Below are 15,988 nucleotides of genomic sequence, written 5' to 3' on the forward strand. Positions count from 1 at the left end.
CTTTCCTACGCAAATATTAAATTGTTAACAAGCCGCGTATTGTATACTAATTAATCACCACTTTTCGAGAGCAAATCGAGTATTAACACTAAATATTTTTAATAATGGGCTATTTATTTTTGTTATTGAACGAAATTTCGGCGGAATAAGGAATTCAGTTGTTTTAATGATCTGCTTATTGGAAAATGCGCCTTTAAAATTTTGGAGTAAGTTATGGCAGGTCAGCAGTTTGACGTAATCGTTATCGGAGCGGGTGCAGCCGGATTGATGTGTGCAGCACAAGCGGGTTATCGGGGACGTCGTGTATTATTGCTTGATCACGCAAAGCAAGCCGGGAAAAAGATATTAATTTCTGGCGGCGGCCGCTGTAATTTTACTAATATGGATGTCGAGCCTAGCAACTATTTATGCAGCAATGAGCACTTTGTTAAATCGGCGTTGTCTCGTTATACCCAGTGGGACTTTTTAAGTCTGATTGCCAAATATGAGATTGCTTACCACGAACGCGACTTTGGTCAGCTTTTTTGTGACGACAGTGCCAAAGATATCGTGCGACTATTAATGGGCGAATGCAACGAAGCCGGCGTTAAAGTTCAGCTTAGAACCGAAATTACAAACGTAACAAAAACCGACTCAGGTTTTGAGGTGCAAACATCTGGCCTTAACTATCAATGTGAGTCTGTTGTTATCGCAACAGGCGGGCTGTCTATGCCTAAATTGGGGGCTACACCATTTGGTTATAAAGTGGCTGAGCAGTTTGGGTTAACGGTATTGCCAACACGCGCTGGCCTTGTGCCATTTACCCTGCATGACCATGACAAAGCGATTTATGCTGATTTATCTGGCGTATCGCTCCCGATTCGAGTGGAATCAAAAGACGGCACTTCGTTCCCCGCCGACATGTTATTTACCCACCGAGGTTTGTCTGGTCCATCGATTTTACAAATCTCCAATTATTGGTTACCAGGCGAAGCGGTTTCAATCGATTTGCTGCCTCATATCGACTTAAAACAAGAACTGGATAATTTAAAACAACAGTCGTCAAATCAAAGCCTAAAAAATACGTTAGCGCAGTGGTTACCAAAACGGTTTATCGAAGCATTAATCGAGTCAAAACAACTCGTTGACAAGCCAATAAAGCAGCTCCAGCATAAAGACTTAGACAACACCATCGCCACCATTCATCAGTGGCAAGTAAAACCAAACGGCACTGAAGGTTACCGAACCGCCGAAGTCACTTTAGGCGGCGTAGACACCAACCAACTGTCGTCAAAAACGATGGAATGTAAATCAGTAAAAGGCTTGTATTTTATTGGCGAGGTTACAGATGTAACGGGTTGGTTAGGCGGCTATAACTTCCAGTGGGCCTGGGCCTGTGGATGGGCGTGCGGGCAAGATTGTTAAGTTAGTATACGAACATTATAGCTTGAGATAATTATAATCGCAGTGCGACAATTATAGACAAATAGGTTACAAAATGAATCGTGCGCATTAATACTGCGCTGCACTTACCGCTCAAAATTTATTCGTCCTAAAGTGTCGTGGTTCACATCTGCTATAACACTTTGATTAACCGACGACAGGCAGTTTTGAGCGAAAAGCGGACGGTCGTTCAAACTCATTTCTGGACACTTGTGAGTTAGAACGAATGCGTGCTTTGTGCCAATAACAAGCCTTGAGACACTTAACGATTAAGGCAACAATTATACGGTAGCGGACATAAGCCTTGTTATTTCTCACGATATTTGAATCGATACAACTCTCCCAGCGTTAGATAAAGAAGTTACCTAAAAGAAGTGGACATTCAATTAAGATGATTTTAGGTATTAAATTTTTGTGATTCTTTGATGCTTTCGGGCACATTACGCCATAGGGTTTACGTGCACTTATTACAAAGTATGAGTACTCTAAAACATAAGGTTCAGTACAAAAGTTCAGCCTGAATGTGAACAAAGCGAGATCTAAATAGATGCTTTAGCTCAAGCAATAACTTATCTATTAATTGTGTTGGCTGTATAGGCAATAGGCTCGTAATCAATCACAGTATTTAAAGTTCTGTGATTGATTAATGTAGGACTTAATAACTAGAGCTCACTAAAATGAATAGGTTGTATTTTTAGTCATACAAAGAAAAATACCAGCCATTTTTATACGCTAAACTGCCCCATAGAACATGAGCTAAAGCTACTTCAGATAAATAAACGTTTTCTGCTTTTGGGTTTAATTGATTTTCATTAATATTATATTCAAAATTTAAAGCAGGTTTACTTGGTTGTAATATGGTTACTTCATCATCGATCATATATGCAAAATTTTCTGCGTATTGCATCATTGCTCTGCCTGATGAGTTTGGTTCGGTAAGATCTTGCCCTAACATAGGTGAATGATTTTCTACGCCCATTAACGATAACAATGTTGGTGCTAAGTCAATTTGACTGACAATTCGCTCATCTGACTGAGGGCTGTTTCCTGAATTTAAAATGACACCGGGTATATGAAAGTTATTGATTGGCACTAAGTCACTGCCTGTTGCTCTAGCATCATGATCAGCGACAACAAGGAATACGGTATCTTCCCAATATGGTTGTGTTTTAGCTTTGGCTATAAATTTTCCAAGAGCATAGTCAGCATATTGAATTGCTTTATGGCGAAGTAATTCTTTAGAATCATATCGTTGTAATTGTTCTTTGGTATATTCTATAGGGCTTATGACACCCTCTGGGATTTCAAAAGGGTCGTGATTACTAGAGGTAAACACAAAACTAAAAAAAGGTTTATTAGATTTGTGTAATTTAGTTAACTCTATATCAGCTTGACTAAATAAATCTTCATCACTAGCTCCCCAAGATGCGATAAATTGAGGGTTTTCAATATCATCAAAATCAACGATGTCAGTAAACCCATTCCCCAGAAAAAAGCTTTTCATATTGTCAAAATGACTTTCGCCACCGTAAATGAATTGGGTTTCATAGCCATTACGTTTTAATAATGATGCAATGGTAAAGAAGTCTTTTTGAGACTTATCTAGTTTGACTACCGCTCTTGATGGGGTCGGAGTAAACCCAGTGATGACCGCTTCGATACCGCGAACTGAGCGTGTACCTGTGGCATATAATCGATTAAACGCCCATCCTTGTGCATTGAGTTTGTCTATTTCAGGCGTTATTGGTATTCCGCCTAATGATGAAACATATTGTGCGCCTAAACTTTCTTCTAAAATGATCACAAGATTTTTGGGTTTGCCTTGGTAAGAAGGTGAACGTTTAGTTAGAGTTGGATACTCGCTATTATTAAAGCTACTTTTAGGTTGTTGCGTTTGGTGTCTAACCAATTCGATAATTCGCTCATCACTCATTTTGCCGTAAAGCTTGGCAGCATTTTTTTCATCGCCAAACTGATTAAGTGCATAGGCAACGCTGTAGGTTGAGTTTAAGGTCAGTGAGTTTATTAATGGGTCTGTTGAAAAATAGACCAATGCAGGATTAATTGGGCGATGACCAACAGTACCTCTTGCACACAAAAACAAAACGATAAAAAGCGTAAAGAACGAAACGATAGAGATTTTTAAATTGGTATTTGTACCTGCTGGTAGGAATTTCCCTAAGTACTTCCATATAAATTTACTAGCAACAATTAAGGCGGTAAAAACTACGATTAACGTCAGTGAATGACCATTAACTAGCATTTTTGTTACTTCATCAGGATAAGCTAGATACTCAATAAATAAACGATTAGGTCTAAAACCGTATTCGATTATGAAAGCAGGTGTTGCTAATTCAAAAAATAAGACAGCAAAAGCGGCAATGAAAAACCAAATTTTCAAACAGTTTAACCAGATTAATCTGAATTTAGTCGCTACTAGCCAAGGGTGAAGTAAAGCTGGTAATGCACATAGGTAGCCGAGCAGACTTAAGTCAATACGTAGACCATTTACGAAGAGCTGAATAAGGCTAGAAGCCGTATCAAATCGTTGAACTTGCCACATAGCTAAACCAAATCTTGTTGCCGTAAGAAATATAAGCAATGCAGCAGAAAAAATAACAAATGGTCTTAAAACACTATAGACAGGAGCAAACATCGTTGAAAAACTCTCTTAATAAAACGATGTTTACCTTATTTTATGAAGCTTAAAATTTGCTTAATTTAAACTGATATTTAACTAGGTAAGTAGATTTCTACTGAAATTTTCTATGAATTAATGAAAATTAATTCTCAACGTTGTGTTAAGGCTGGCCGTAGAGGTACAACTAAAACTATTATATCAAACAGTAATGCCTAAGTTTGCAGTGTACCTACTCAATTCTAATCCACCTGTTTCGCCTAATGTGGTGGCAAGCACTTTAATAACCCAAAAACCTAGGGTAACTTGAAGTACTTTAACCACTATATCTTTTAAGTTTTGGTTCATATTCTTCTCGTTATTAAATCAAAACCGCAGCCCAAGTACATACTGCGATAACTAGGCTTATAAAAACTGCCGCAGAGCCTAAATCTTTAGCTAAGCCTGATAAAGGGTGAATTTCTAACCCTACTCTATCAACAACAGATTCAATCGCAGTATTGAGTACTTCTGTAAAAAGGATGAACAAAGTCACTATAATTAATATCAGTTGCTCTTTATTTGTAATATCAAATAAAAAGGTAATTGGGATAACTACGATTAAGAGTACAAGTTCTTGTCTAAACGCAGCTTCGTTTTTTACTAACCAGTTAAAAGCTCTTAACGAGTTTAAGGTTGCTAAGTAAACTCTTTTTAAACCTTTCGGTTTATTTTTATTATCAAACATGACTTATTTGGCTCCAATAGAAGTAGATTGGTATGCTGATTGAGCTATTAAACTCGATAGCTTACATTGGTTTAATGGATTGTTTTGTTCTTTGTAGGTGCCGGACTTTACCGACATTTCATTGAGTAAAATATCAAATATATTGTCGTGGGAAAGGTCGACATTTCTTGCTTCTTTTAAACAATCTGCTTTACCTTTCAAGTGTAATGAATCGGCCCAATAGATAAAAGGTACGTGGGTTTGTTCTCTTGGAGCAAAAGCATAAGGTAAGCCATGCAGGAAAACGCCACTTTCACCCAATGACTCTCCATGATCTGAGATATAAAGCATAGAGGTTTCAACATCATTTAGTTCACTTAAGGAACTCAATTCACCTATAACTTTAGATAGCACGTAATCAGTATACGCTATTGTATTATCGTAAGTATTCACCAACTCATCTAGCGTACAATTTTGAATATCGCTACGTTGGCAGTCAGGTGTGAAAATACGTTTTTTTTCTGGATATCTTTTGTAATACGTTGGACCGTGAGAGCCAATCATGTGAAGCACAATTAACGTGTTTTCATGTGTTAACGAAGTCAGCTTCTGTCTTAGTGGGGGAAGTAGTGCTTCGTCAAAACAATACTCTCCATCACATAATGGACTTGCCTTTTCAGTTGCAATCTTTAGTGTTTTTACCCGGTTGCATACATCTTTACAGCTACCGTTATTGTTACTAATCCATAATACGTCCGCACCTGCTAAATGAATAATATCAATAGCATTTTGCTGCGAAATTGCTATTCGTTTGTCATAGTTTTCTTTATTTAATCTTGAAAACAAACAAGGAACAGAAACGGCTGTTGCAGTTCCACAAGAACTAACGTTTGCAAATGAAACAACATTCAACTTGTCGGTATACTGATTGGTAGGTTTATCATAACCATTAAGCGAAAAGTTTTGAGCGCGAGCTGTCTCGCCTAATACCATGACAGTTACGTGTTTGTTTTGTGTAGGCTTAACAATTTCAGGTTTGGTGTCTAATAGGCTAAATTTTAATGGAGGATATAAGTAGTTCTTCCTAATATATTTGGCTGTTGAATCAATTAAAGCATAAGGTGTTAAATAGCCTACAAGGTCGCGGTTATTTCTGCCGACAGATGCATAGCTAGAATAGAAAACTATCGCTATTAATAATAGTACACCAATACTACCACTGAGTAGTTTTAAACGAGTGAACAATTCCCCTATAAATGAGTTATAGGTTAACTGCACTTTTGCGATGAGTATAGAAGGTACAACCCCAAAAAATAGAAAGAAGAAAATAGCAGACAAATTGAAATATGAAAACGCTTCAGCAGTATCGATTTCAGCAGTGTTCTGAATCATGCCGTAATCAAAAACGATGCCGTAATTAAGAGTCGCATAGAATAGTATTGATGATAATAAAACTATTAAGATTAAGAGCGGCTTAGTTATCCATCTAAAAGCGAAAAAGCTTTGTACTATGATTGATAACGACAATAAGAAAAAAGGCACAGAAATTAAAAATAATAGGTTATATTGATCTAAGGCTGTAATGACAGTTACCGTTTTGGTTAAAAACGGGATATTCACAATAAAAGTAATATATAGGCAGGTATAGATTACTAGTTGATTTGTTGTGAGTTTGAGGTTTTTGATAAAGGGAATAACGCGGTTCACTTTTATGGCCTTAAAATGAATGTTTAGTTGTTATGCGAAACTCAACGCCATTGACATTGGCATCGGAGCTTATTGGTTTAATAACGTCAACATGAATGACTCGTGCCTCACTCGTTTGGGTTGAATAAAATCGAGCACCTAGTCCTATTGATTTCATCCATGAGTTTTTTTCTGAGGTTGCTTCTTGCTGGTTAAAAATCTTTCCTACATCGATAAACGCAGCACCACCTACTTCTATAAGTTTGTAAATATTGATATGAGGGTAATACCTCGCTTCAAGAGTGAAAAGCGTACTGTGGTCGCCATGTTGATATTGAAGAGGGTAGCCTCGCAACCCAGTTTCGCCGCCCAATACGATGGGAGAGTCTTTAAATTGGTTCTGACTAATTTGGCTTACATTCTTAAAATAGCCGCCCCAATTGTTATTGAATTTGTGAAAGTACTCATTGCTAATATTTAGAAGAGTTCTAGATTCTTTACCTGACAAGCTATACGCTTCCCCTTCAAAAGTAGCTGTAAAAAACCAAAAGGAGTTCTCAAAAATATCTATGCCTTTGGAAACACTCGACTGCCAGATGAGTATTGGTGAGGTATTTGACCCACTGATATCGGAGCCAACATTACCTGTTAGGTGCCAACCTAAGTTAAAATCTTCAATCTGATTAATTAAATTGACGTTGGTGAGTTTTCTATAATCTTTTTGTAAAAATTCAACGCTTAGAAATGGGTAGTTAAACTCTCTATTTTCAGGCAGGAATTCTGGTGCGGTTAAATGGGTAATATCATCGTTTGAAAACTGATGTTCTTCACTGGTATAGCCAATACCAAACCTTAGCGTATTGGCAGTCGTATCTTTATACAGCCACTGCCAGCGTGCGGTAGAAAGCTTTTGTTTATGGTTGTATCGGTCAAATTCCTCACCATTTTTGTATTGAGTATCAATTTGATTAAAATTATTGAAACCAATATTAAAGGCATTATTTGTGTCGAAACTTACAAAGTCTTTGTCTATTGATATTGCTTCTGATGTGCCGTCATCATTGCTTGTGAAGCGAATATTTGCATTGATGTTGTTGTTTAAAAACAGAGGGAAACTTGACTTAAATTTATATCCACTGCGCTGATCATTGGTAAACGATTCAATTTCCGCATTAATGCCTAAGCCAAGAAAATTTCTATCTTTAATACCAATGGCATACTTATTTTTTCCGCCTTTTCTGCCAAAATCGACCGTAGGCATTAATGACCAATTATCCCACGTTTCAACCTTTATCTTGGATGAGTTTTCGTTAGTGGTAACTCGTGCATCTTTGAGATACTTTTTGCTTCTAAGGTGGCGCTCTAACTCTTGTAAGTCTTGCTCATCAATTTCACATTTTTTTATGAAAAATGCGGCTTCATTTATTAGGGTTGTACTTTTGGTTTTTATGTGTAGAAAATTCCCCCATCGATGGAGGAAAATAGTGTCAGGATCTTCTAGGTCAAAAATATCGTTAGTGGTCAGTTCAAGATTTTTTGTTTGGTTACAGACTTGCTTTTGGTCGGAAGCTTTAGATGTAAAGCTAATATTTAGTAATGTGCTGACTAATACGGTGGAAGTAATAATTCTATACATAAAGTCACCTCGTTCAATGTGACTTTATAGTAATGAGGTAACCTTAAGATCGGCTTAGTGTAAACTGATATTTGACCTAAATTACACTGATTATTCTCTCAGGTTAGGTGAAATATTTTGGTTTAATACATCTAGTTCTTTTTTATAGATAGGTGATTGAAAATCAAACGCACCTAATACAGTATGAAATACATTGAAGTGTGTATGACTCTCGCCTTGTTGTATAAACTCCAGGTCTATTTGCTTATGCGATTGCATCGAATCTGAAGCCCATAACAAAAAGGGGATGTTTTTTTGATAGTCAGGGGCAAATGAATAAGGTGTTCCGTGCAAATAAAGTCCTTGCTCTCCTAATGACTCACCGTGATCTGAAATATACATCATGGCTGATGGAATGCTCTGCAAACTCTCAAGCTTGGCGATCAAAGTTGCTAAAAAATGATCCGTATATAAAATCGTATTATCATAGGCATTAATCAGCTCTTGTGAAGTGCATTTACTAATTTCCTCATCTCGACAAACTGGCTTAAATTGGTTGAAACTTGCTGTATATCTAGAGTAATAACTAGGGCCGTGGCTTCCTTTAGTATGCAAAACAATAAATATTTTTTGTTTTGTTGATGATTCAATAGTTTCAATTAAGTTTGTTAATAGAGCCTCATCCAATCTACAGCCTTCTCCCTGACAACTTGAACGTAAATCACTAGCTTTAACATAACTGCTTACGTCGATTGCTGGCTCTCCCCAGTTGTTTGTTCTCCATATCACGTCAGCCCCATGCCTAGCTAAATAAGTTGGTAATGCTTCAAAATTGGCGACTTTTTCAGTGTGAGATAACATGCAAGCTAGTGAACCTGTAGTATACGTGGTGCATGACTGTGTGTTTTTAAACACAAGTAAATTAGGCGTTTGTTGCAATTTAGGGTTTGTATTTTTCGGGTAACCATATAAAGAAAAATTGTCTGAGCGAGCGGTTTCACCTATCACTAAGACAAAGACCATCTTTTTAGTATTGCTAAATTGCCCATCAGGTAAGGGCATTTGTCCGTCAGTTGAGTTATTCAGTGAAGCGTAATATCGATTGGTGTTAATGATGTAAGACCAAGGCAATATTTTCCCCCCAAGCAAGCTTGCGTATTTGTCTATCCATAGCCAGCTTGAGGCGTTTAAATAGAGGATAAGGATTGAAGTAATTAATCCAATAACTCCATTTATCGCGACCTTTCCTCTATCTAGTCGATTTATTTTAAGCTTTATATAAAAATAAGCCGGAATTAAGCCGATAAATACTATAAATAATAAAAGCTTAAAGGTAATAAGTTCAGATGATTCAGAGTACTCAGTATTAAATATATTGCCCATCATGGTTTTATCTAAAACCACTTGGTAATTAGCCATATAGTAAATTGCCATGGCATTAATTATCGCGGTCACTCCAAGAAATATTTTAAGTAAGATAGGGGAAATTAATGTAACAATGGAAGCGAATGTAAAAGTAAAGGTAAAAGCGATGAGGAACACAGACAACAAAATGACAGCACCACTGGCACTTAATACATCGGTATTTTCTACAACAAAAGAGAACAAAATTAGATTGAAAAAAATTGTATTTATTATGCTAGTTATTAGCACATAATGACTGGCTTTCATCATTAAGAATAATGAATTTAGTTTTAATATCATTTTAATAGGATAGCTTTAAGTGAAATGTATGTGCCGACCGTGCCGCTAACAATTATCGCTACCCACACTATAAATAATGCAGGGGTTTCGCCGCTAATTGTTAAATAAAGTAATAGCGCACAAAAATTAAGAATAAAGTATCCTAGATAAATAGGCTTAGTCACTGCCCAGTTCCACCATTTTGAGTAATGACGACTTAAATACTCACCACTCATCCCTGCCATACCACCCAAAAGAGCGCCTAAGAGTAAATCGGCAGGCCAATGAGCACCAACGGCAACTCTTGAAATAGCAGTGATGGTTGCAATAAACAGTAGCATTGCTATTACAGAGTTTCTTAAATTCGAATGATGTTTATCCTGCTTCAAATATACAAAAATAAGTGCTGACATAGCAGTGAAAATTGTAATGGTATGCCCAGAAGGAAAGCTTGTGTGTGCGGCTAAAGTACGACCAATAATAGTAAACTGGTCATGCTCCAATACTGCTGCTGGTCGGGGAATAGCGAAAAATGCTTTTCCTGCATGACTTATAATAAATGCAGGCGGTACTGAGCCAAACATTGCAGCCCATGCTTTAACGCTAAATAAACAAATGAATGAAAGCAAAGGAACGAGAATTAACGCATCGCCTAAATAAGTAACGTTATGCCAAAAGTATTGAGGTAAAAACTGGAATGTTTGATTACCAAAAATAAATACCTTTAGTTGGCTGGCTATATATTGGTCTTTGTTCAACGCAATGCTTGAAACTAATGCCGAAAATAATAGAAAAAGAGCGAATGGCTTCCAATAAAAGGATTTGTTGGAATGAACATTTATTTTGCAAAGTTCAGGCTTAATTAACATAAATCACCTCTAGTTTGATGAGCTGATTTTATGAACTGAAACTTAAGAATCGCTTAGTGAAAACTGAAATTTGGCAATAGATGCACTTTTAATTTGACCAAGCACACATGTTGCGGATAAAAGTGATACAAGTCGTGACGTTAAGTAGTGTTTTAGGAAGAAAATATAATGAATCTGCCAGTAAAGCGTGTGTTTTTCTCCTTGATAATGTTCACTTTATGCCTATCGGTTGTAGTAGCAAAAGAAAATATAAATCCAAATGCAATAGCTGGAGGTAATCAATTAGCACAGTACACAGCAAACTATAAAATACTTCGTAAAGGGAAAGAGTATGGTAAAGCTACTCGAACCCTAATTCATACAAATGGAGTATATAAATTAGAATTGACTTCCAAACTATCGGCATTTTTTACAATATTTGCACTAAACAAAAAAGAGGAAATTCTCTTTGTATGACAATGATTTTTAACAAATAAGTTGTAAAATCATAGACGATTGAAGTTTTAAAAAAGCGAAACGGCAAATAATGCTTTTTGATCATAAAAAATATTGTTGTTGGCGATAGCAAAGGAAATGGTTGGTAAAAAAACTTGCAAGCTAATACGTATGACCCACTTTTAGTTTTTGAAATATTAAGGTTAAATCTGAGCAGTAAAAATTTTGACACCAGTTATCAAGTATACGATGACGCAAAAATTAAAGATTACCTTTTCGTTAACGAAGGAACAGAAGTGATTAGTACTAATGTTAGCGAGCCAGAGTGCGTGAAGGTAACAAGAGTACGCAAAAATAGTACTAGAAAAACAACGTTTTGGTTTAGTGAAAAGTATAATTTTGTTCCCGTTAAAGTATTGCAGAAAAAAGATGGTGATGAAGTCGCAACAATGATTATAGACTCGATAGAGTTAAAATAATCACTCAATTAGTAAAGTCTAGTGTGATTCAAGTAATTTAAAAATGTAGCCTTAACTTCGCGAAGATATTATGTGCTTCTTTTGATTCAATCGCTTTTTTGTAGAGATTTCTTTTACCAAACTTAGCAATCTCATCTTCGAATTCTCCGCCAAAACCATAGCTTAAATAAAAGGCGGTGAGCTTACTAAATGAATACTTGTATCGCAGTTGAAACTCATTTTCTGCAAAAGAGAAATCACCTGATTCATTGGTTTGTATAGCCTTGCCATTAGAATCAACTTGATAATTTGCAAGGTGCTTTGCTTTACCAATCACTGATTCTAACTTTATTCTAATTTCATGATTATCCGTTATTTGGTAATTTACGCTGATCTCAAACCCTTGCTCAGTAAAATCAAACTCATCAATAATGTTTCCTTCATCCCACTCTAGCCAACTGTCACTATTGTATTGCGACATAGTAAAAGAAACATAGAGATTATCATTGAACTGTTGTTCAATACTGCTTTGTATATTGTAAAAGCGACCAGAAAACCCTTCTGTGCCTAATTCAAATTGGAAACCAAATTTCCCCCAAAGGTATTCTGGTGAGCTAACTTCTAATTCGGTTATGTAAAATGAGGGCAACCATAATGAATTATAACCGCGAGTTAGGAAGTCATCATAACCTGATGAGCCATGTTCAATAGAAAACTGATATTCGAATTCATCTTCTGTGACAAATTCAATACCAAACCCAAAGAGAAGTGGTAACTTTTTATCTTGAAAGTTGGTTTTTATTTCTGACTCTAAGGAAAAGGCCATGTCTCTAATTGACCATAGGTTTAAGTCTGGAATTTGATATTGATACTCATATTCAAACTGTTTTCTATTTACTCGTTTGACGTAACCTATATCATTAAGCTGTAGGTTCTCACCGTAGCTAAACAAGCTAAACTCATGGCTATGATTTATTGAAAACTCAGAGCTGCCTGTAATCCACCAACCAACGCCATCTATAGGTAAAGTTTGCTGCTCAACTCTCGAATTTATAATACCGACATTAAACTCTGTACTGTCTGAAAGCGTGTATATAAAGTCGGTAGATAATATCTGTGCTTGACGTTCTACGCTGGGAGTTGAAACGTTATTTAAAGAAATACCTAATTTATTCTCGCCAAAATAATATTGCCCCCGCATTAACCAAAAATCTCGCCCGGTAGAGTTTTTATCTAACGAACTTTCAAAAGCTGACATTAGCCCTAACGCAAAGTTATCATTGGCATAGGTGTATTTAAGTGCGGCATCAAGGTCGCTGGAATAATCGTCATCATAATATGCATCCCCGCCAATTCTTGGCGTATGCACTATTCTGAGTGTTTCAGGCCCTGATACATCAAAGATGCTCTGATTTTCATTAAAAAAAGGTCTTTTCTCGGTGAAAAAACTTTCGATAGCGGAAAAGTTAACAACGAGTTCATCGGATTCTACTTGTCCAAAGTCTGGGTTAAGCGTGGCGCTTATTTGTTGATTTTTTGTGGGTTTCCAAAATATTTCAGCGCCAATATCCGCAGATTCATCGTTGTTAATAATATCTCGATTAAGTGAAATATGAGGGTAAATATCAAAGCCTGAATGACTTTTTACAACAACATTGTGTTTGGAAAAAAGTTGTAAAAAACTATTCATAGTCGAATTGGCGGGAATAGATGCATAAGTGGAATTACTAGCTTCATCTAAGCGGCTAATTGCTAAGCCAAATTGGTTTTGCTTTTGAATGCTAAAAGACATTGATGACCAAGGAATAAATATTTCTGCTGTCCAAAAATCATCAGTAACATTAACGGCATATTGCCATTGGGCACTCCAGTCCAGATCTAATTCTTTGTCTTGTTTATAAATACCGTCAAAATAGTTGCCCTGATGGTTAACTGAAAATACATAGCTAGTCTGGCCTGAATTATCCATATCGAGCATTACTTGGAAGTGATCATTGGTAAAAAGTTTGTCATTTTCCTGGGTTCTTAACCTCAGTTTATTTTTTATAATTGCCGTTAAAGCTAAATATATTCCTTGCTCAGAAGTAATAAATTTATAAGAAAAGTTGTTATTTAATTTTCTAAATGTTTGAGGCGATACTTGGTAAGTTTCATCATGATTAGTCGCTTTTTGCCATAACTCTTCGTCGAGTAAACCATCGACTCCAATATCGCGAACAGCTCCTTTACTAGGGAAACTCACCGGTAGCATTAATAAAACAAATAGATAGATAAGCGCTTTCATTAAATAACGAGGGTGAAAGTTATTTGTTTGTCTGGACCAAGTGACACAGAGATAGAAGCGCCTAACCTTTCACAATAAGACTTAACTATTGCCAACCCTAGGCCATATCTTTGTGTAGAAGTTCTTGATGAATCTTGCTGCCAAAGAGGTTCAAAAAATCGGTTAAGATCTTCCTCGTTACAACCATTAGTGCAGAGATTAGAAATTTGAACTACCGTATTGTCTTTATCTTCTGAAATATCAACGGTTACAGGTGAGTTGTCTGGACTATAGTAAAAAGCATTATTAATCAGGTTTGATAATATAGTATCAAGGGCAACGTTATTTGTTTTTACCGTGTAGCCATTTTGGTTTTTTATGAAAGATATTTCTCTATTATTTAGGTTTTCTCTTTTTAATGTATTTTCAATTAGTTGCACTAGATTGATATCTGATTTTTCTAGAGCCGTTGTCGTACTGCTTTTTTGAAGTAGTAAAATTCCATTAACTATATTTTTGAGCCTATTGGATATTTGTTGCACATCAGAGGCTAACTGGCTGGTGATTTGCTCTTCATGTGGAAACTTAATGGCAACTTCACTCAAGCTGAGTAACTCCGCAATAGGGGTTTTGAGTTCATGTGCGATATCTGATGTTACCCGTTTTTCACGTTTATAAAGTTCGTGAGTTTCCATAATAAATTGATTTACCGCGCTAGCCGTAGGTAGTAATTCTTCTGGAAGTTGGTCGGTAGGCACTTTTATTTGCTCGGAGTTAAGATTAATTTCTCCTAATTGACTATTAAAATTATCGATTGGCTTTAAGCTTTTATCGACAACTACTGAGACTATTTTTTTTATTGTGAATACCGCAAGTAGAGAAACAAGAATAAAAATAATATCCACGTACCAAAGTATATAGTCTAACTCTTCTGTACTAAGGGCATAAGCAAATTCCATAGGTTGTTGTGTTTTTGCAAATTCAGCTCTAGTTACCCCAAGCTTTTTCCTCAATTCCGAGTCAATTTGAGGTAGGAATTTGGTAAAAATCATCCTACCTTGCCGTCCATCAGGCAAAGTAATATTTTTAAACTTAGATCCCCCAAGGTTAACTGTTAATCTGGGTAGCTCATTGACCTCAAAAAGCTCTAAAGTATCAGATTTTTCAAATACCTTATTTCTGTGCCATAGCTGATAATATTCAGGATTTTCTTTACCTTCAAACTCAGGCATAAATTCACCCGCAAAATCAAAATCAACCTCTTGCTCGTCTTCTTCGACTAATGTTTCGAGTAAACTAGCTTTGTTAGTCATAGCACGATCAAATTCACTACTGATCCACGTGTCAACGCTTATATCTGTTGCTAGAAGAATAGAAACCAAGAGTATTGATATCGAAATTGATAAGTAGCGGCTGAGCTTCTTTTTAATAGAAATCACAAATCACTCTCTACGAAATAACCAAATCCGCGTTTAGTTTTAATAGGTAACTCGAACCCCAGAGCTTTCACTTTTTTTCTTGCTGACGATAAATGTGCTTCGATAGAATTTTTAGCTACAGCATCATATTGTCCCGCTAGATATTCGCTAAGCTTTTCTGGTGAGATAACTTTACCTTGATTAGAAAAAAGGCACTCAACAACTTTATATTCATTGGGTGTCAAATTAGCGTCAGTCCCTCCGCACTTTAGCTGCTTTAAATGAAGGTCTAATGAAATAGCACCAATATTTATACTACTATCATTAACGTTTAAACTGCCGCGTCGCATTAGGCACAGCAAACGAACATGAAGTTCATCAAAAGAAAAAGGTTTAGTTAAATAATCATCAGCGCCATTAAGTAAGCCGTCCACTTTGTCTTCGGTTAGATCTTTAGCAGATAATATTAATACCCTAATATCTTTATTTGCTTGACGAATTGCCTTTAAGATCGCAGTACCGTTAAGGGTAGGAAGCATAAGGTCGAGTATCAGCAATGAATAATTACCTGCTAACGCCATACTTAGCCCCTCAGAACCATCACCTGTGTCGTCAACGGTGAAACCAAGGTTGGATAGGCCAACTCTTAAACTTCTTCTTAGCGGGATTGAGTCTTCTATAATTAAAACTTTCAAAGTCTGTATTACCTAACAAATAAAATATCTCGTAAGTTAACCCATAAACCTTAAGATTAACTGAATTTATCCTTAATTCTATTAATTTTGAGAACTGGTT

13 protein-coding genes are annotated in these 15,988 nt (G+C 36.3%); 3 read left to right on the forward strand and 10 right to left on the reverse strand.

Annotation, left to right across the window (positions count from 1 at the left end; genetic code table 11):
• Positions 1-213: 213 nt before the first annotated feature.
• Positions 214-1,404, forward strand: a complete 1,191-nt coding sequence (locus Q4575_RS06740) for an NAD(P)/FAD-dependent oxidoreductase (protein WP_303521801.1) — start codon at positions 214-216, stop codon at positions 1,402-1,404.
• 712 nt (positions 1,405-2,116) lie between these two features.
• Here the strand turns inward: Q4575_RS06740 and Q4575_RS06745 are convergent.
• From Q4575_RS06745 to Q4575_RS06775, 7 genes are all read right to left on the reverse strand, one after another.
• The gene (locus Q4575_RS06745; RefSeq protein ID WP_303521802.1) at positions 2,117-4,078 is read right to left on the reverse strand and encodes an LTA synthase family protein; all 1,962 of its coding nucleotides are present in this window, start codon (positions 4,076-4,078) and stop codon (positions 2,117-2,119) included.
• A gap of 183 nt (positions 4,079-4,261) precedes the next feature.
• Positions 4,262-4,408: a hypothetical protein gene (locus Q4575_RS06750; RefSeq protein ID WP_215964982.1), complete on the reverse strand. Its 147-nt coding sequence runs from the start codon at positions 4,406-4,408 to the stop codon at positions 4,262-4,264.
• Positions 4,409-4,421: 13 nt separating this feature from the next.
• A complete protein-coding gene (locus Q4575_RS06755; RefSeq protein WP_215964983.1) occupies positions 4,422-4,787 on the reverse strand; it encodes a diacylglycerol kinase in 366 nt (121 codons plus the stop codon).
• 3 nt (positions 4,788-4,790) lie between these two features.
• Positions 4,791-6,473, reverse strand: coding sequence for a phosphoethanolamine transferase (locus Q4575_RS06760; protein WP_303521804.1), 1,683 nt, complete (start codon positions 6,471-6,473; stop codon positions 4,791-4,793).
• Positions 6,474-6,483: 10 nt separating this feature from the next.
• Positions 6,484-8,088: a hypothetical protein gene (locus Q4575_RS06765; RefSeq protein ID WP_303521806.1), complete on the reverse strand. Its 1,605-nt coding sequence runs from the start codon at positions 8,086-8,088 to the stop codon at positions 6,484-6,486.
• A 90-nt stretch (positions 8,089-8,178) separates the two neighbouring features.
• Positions 8,179-9,771 (reverse strand): phosphoethanolamine--lipid A transferase EptA, encoded by a 1,593-nt coding sequence (gene eptA / locus Q4575_RS06770; protein WP_368392859.1) that lies wholly within the window; start codon positions 9,769-9,771, stop codon positions 8,179-8,181.
• Positions 9,768-10,619 (reverse strand): phosphatase PAP2 family protein, encoded by an 852-nt coding sequence (locus Q4575_RS06775; protein WP_215964987.1) that lies wholly within the window; start codon positions 10,617-10,619, stop codon positions 9,768-9,770. The genes eptA and Q4575_RS06775 overlap by 4 nt, the downstream gene beginning before the upstream one ends.
• Positions 10,620-10,787: 168 nt before the next feature.
• Here Q4575_RS06775 and Q4575_RS06780 point away from each other — a divergent pair, with 168 nt between their 5' ends.
• Both Q4575_RS06780 and Q4575_RS06785 read left to right on the forward strand, forming a co-directional pair.
• Positions 10,788-11,075, forward strand: a complete 288-nt coding sequence (locus Q4575_RS06780) for a hypothetical protein (RefSeq protein ID WP_272181506.1) — start codon at positions 10,788-10,790, stop codon at positions 11,073-11,075.
• 134 nt (positions 11,076-11,209) lie between these two features.
• A complete protein-coding gene (locus tag Q4575_RS06785) occupies positions 11,210-11,533 on the forward strand; it encodes a DUF3108 domain-containing protein (protein WP_303521809.1) in 324 nt (107 codons plus the stop codon).
• Between the two features lie 37 nt (positions 11,534-11,570).
• Here Q4575_RS06785 and Q4575_RS06790 read toward each other — a convergent pair whose 3' ends face one another.
• Genes Q4575_RS06790 through Q4575_RS06800 form a run of 3 tightly spaced genes read right to left on the reverse strand, consistent with a single transcriptional unit; the run spans position 11,571 to position 15,888 of the window.
• Positions 11,571-13,796, reverse strand: a complete 2,226-nt coding sequence (locus Q4575_RS06790; RefSeq protein ID WP_303521813.1) for a DUF5916 domain-containing protein — start codon at positions 13,794-13,796, stop codon at positions 11,571-11,573.
• The gene (locus Q4575_RS06795; protein WP_303521815.1) at positions 13,796-15,214 is read right to left on the reverse strand and encodes a HAMP domain-containing sensor histidine kinase; all 1,419 of its coding nucleotides are present in this window, start codon (positions 15,212-15,214) and stop codon (positions 13,796-13,798) included. The genes Q4575_RS06790 and Q4575_RS06795 overlap by 1 nt, the downstream gene beginning before the upstream one ends.
• Positions 15,211-15,888: a response regulator transcription factor gene (locus tag Q4575_RS06800; RefSeq protein ID WP_215963180.1), complete on the reverse strand. Its 678-nt coding sequence runs from the start codon at positions 15,886-15,888 to the stop codon at positions 15,211-15,213. Before Q4575_RS06800 ends, Q4575_RS06795 begins: the two co-directional genes overlap by 4 nt.
• Positions 15,889-15,988: the final 100 nt, after the last annotated feature.

It is taken from the genome of Psychrosphaera sp. 1_MG-2023 (genome assembly GCF_030548245.1).
GTDB lineage: Bacteria > Pseudomonadota > Gammaproteobacteria > Enterobacterales > Alteromonadaceae > Psychrosphaera > Psychrosphaera algicola.

Bases quoted from the DNA above. Each gene is read 5' to 3' on its own strand.
- Q4575_RS06780 (WP_272181506.1), top strand. From the start codon at position 10,788: ATGAATCTGCCAGTAAAGCGTGTGTTTTTCTCCTTGATAATGTTCACT.
- Q4575_RS06755 (WP_215964983.1), bottom strand. From the start codon at position 4,787: ATGTTTGATAATAAAAATAAACCGAAAGGTTTAAAAAGAGTTTACTTA.
- Q4575_RS06750 (WP_215964982.1), bottom strand. From the start codon at position 4,408: ATGAACCAAAACTTAAAAGATATAGTGGTTAAAGTACTTCAAGTTACC.
- Q4575_RS06775 (WP_215964987.1), bottom strand. From the start codon at position 10,619: ATGTTAATTAAGCCTGAACTTTGCAAAATAAATGTTCATTCCAACAAA.
- Q4575_RS06765 (WP_303521806.1), bottom strand. From the start codon at position 8,088: ATGTATAGAATTATTACTTCCACCGTATTAGTCAGCACATTACTAAAT.
- Q4575_RS06745 (WP_303521802.1), bottom strand. From the start codon at position 4,078: ATGTTTGCTCCTGTCTATAGTGTTTTAAGACCATTTGTTATTTTTTCT.
- eptA (WP_368392859.1), bottom strand. From the start codon at position 9,771: ATGATATTAAAACTAAATTCATTATTCTTAATGATGAAAGCCAGTCAT.
- Q4575_RS06740 (WP_303521801.1), top strand. From the start codon at position 214: ATGGCAGGTCAGCAGTTTGACGTAATCGTTATCGGAGCGGGTGCAGCC.
- Q4575_RS06790 (WP_303521813.1), bottom strand. From the start codon at position 13,796: ATGAAAGCGCTTATCTATCTATTTGTTTTATTAATGCTACCGGTGAGT.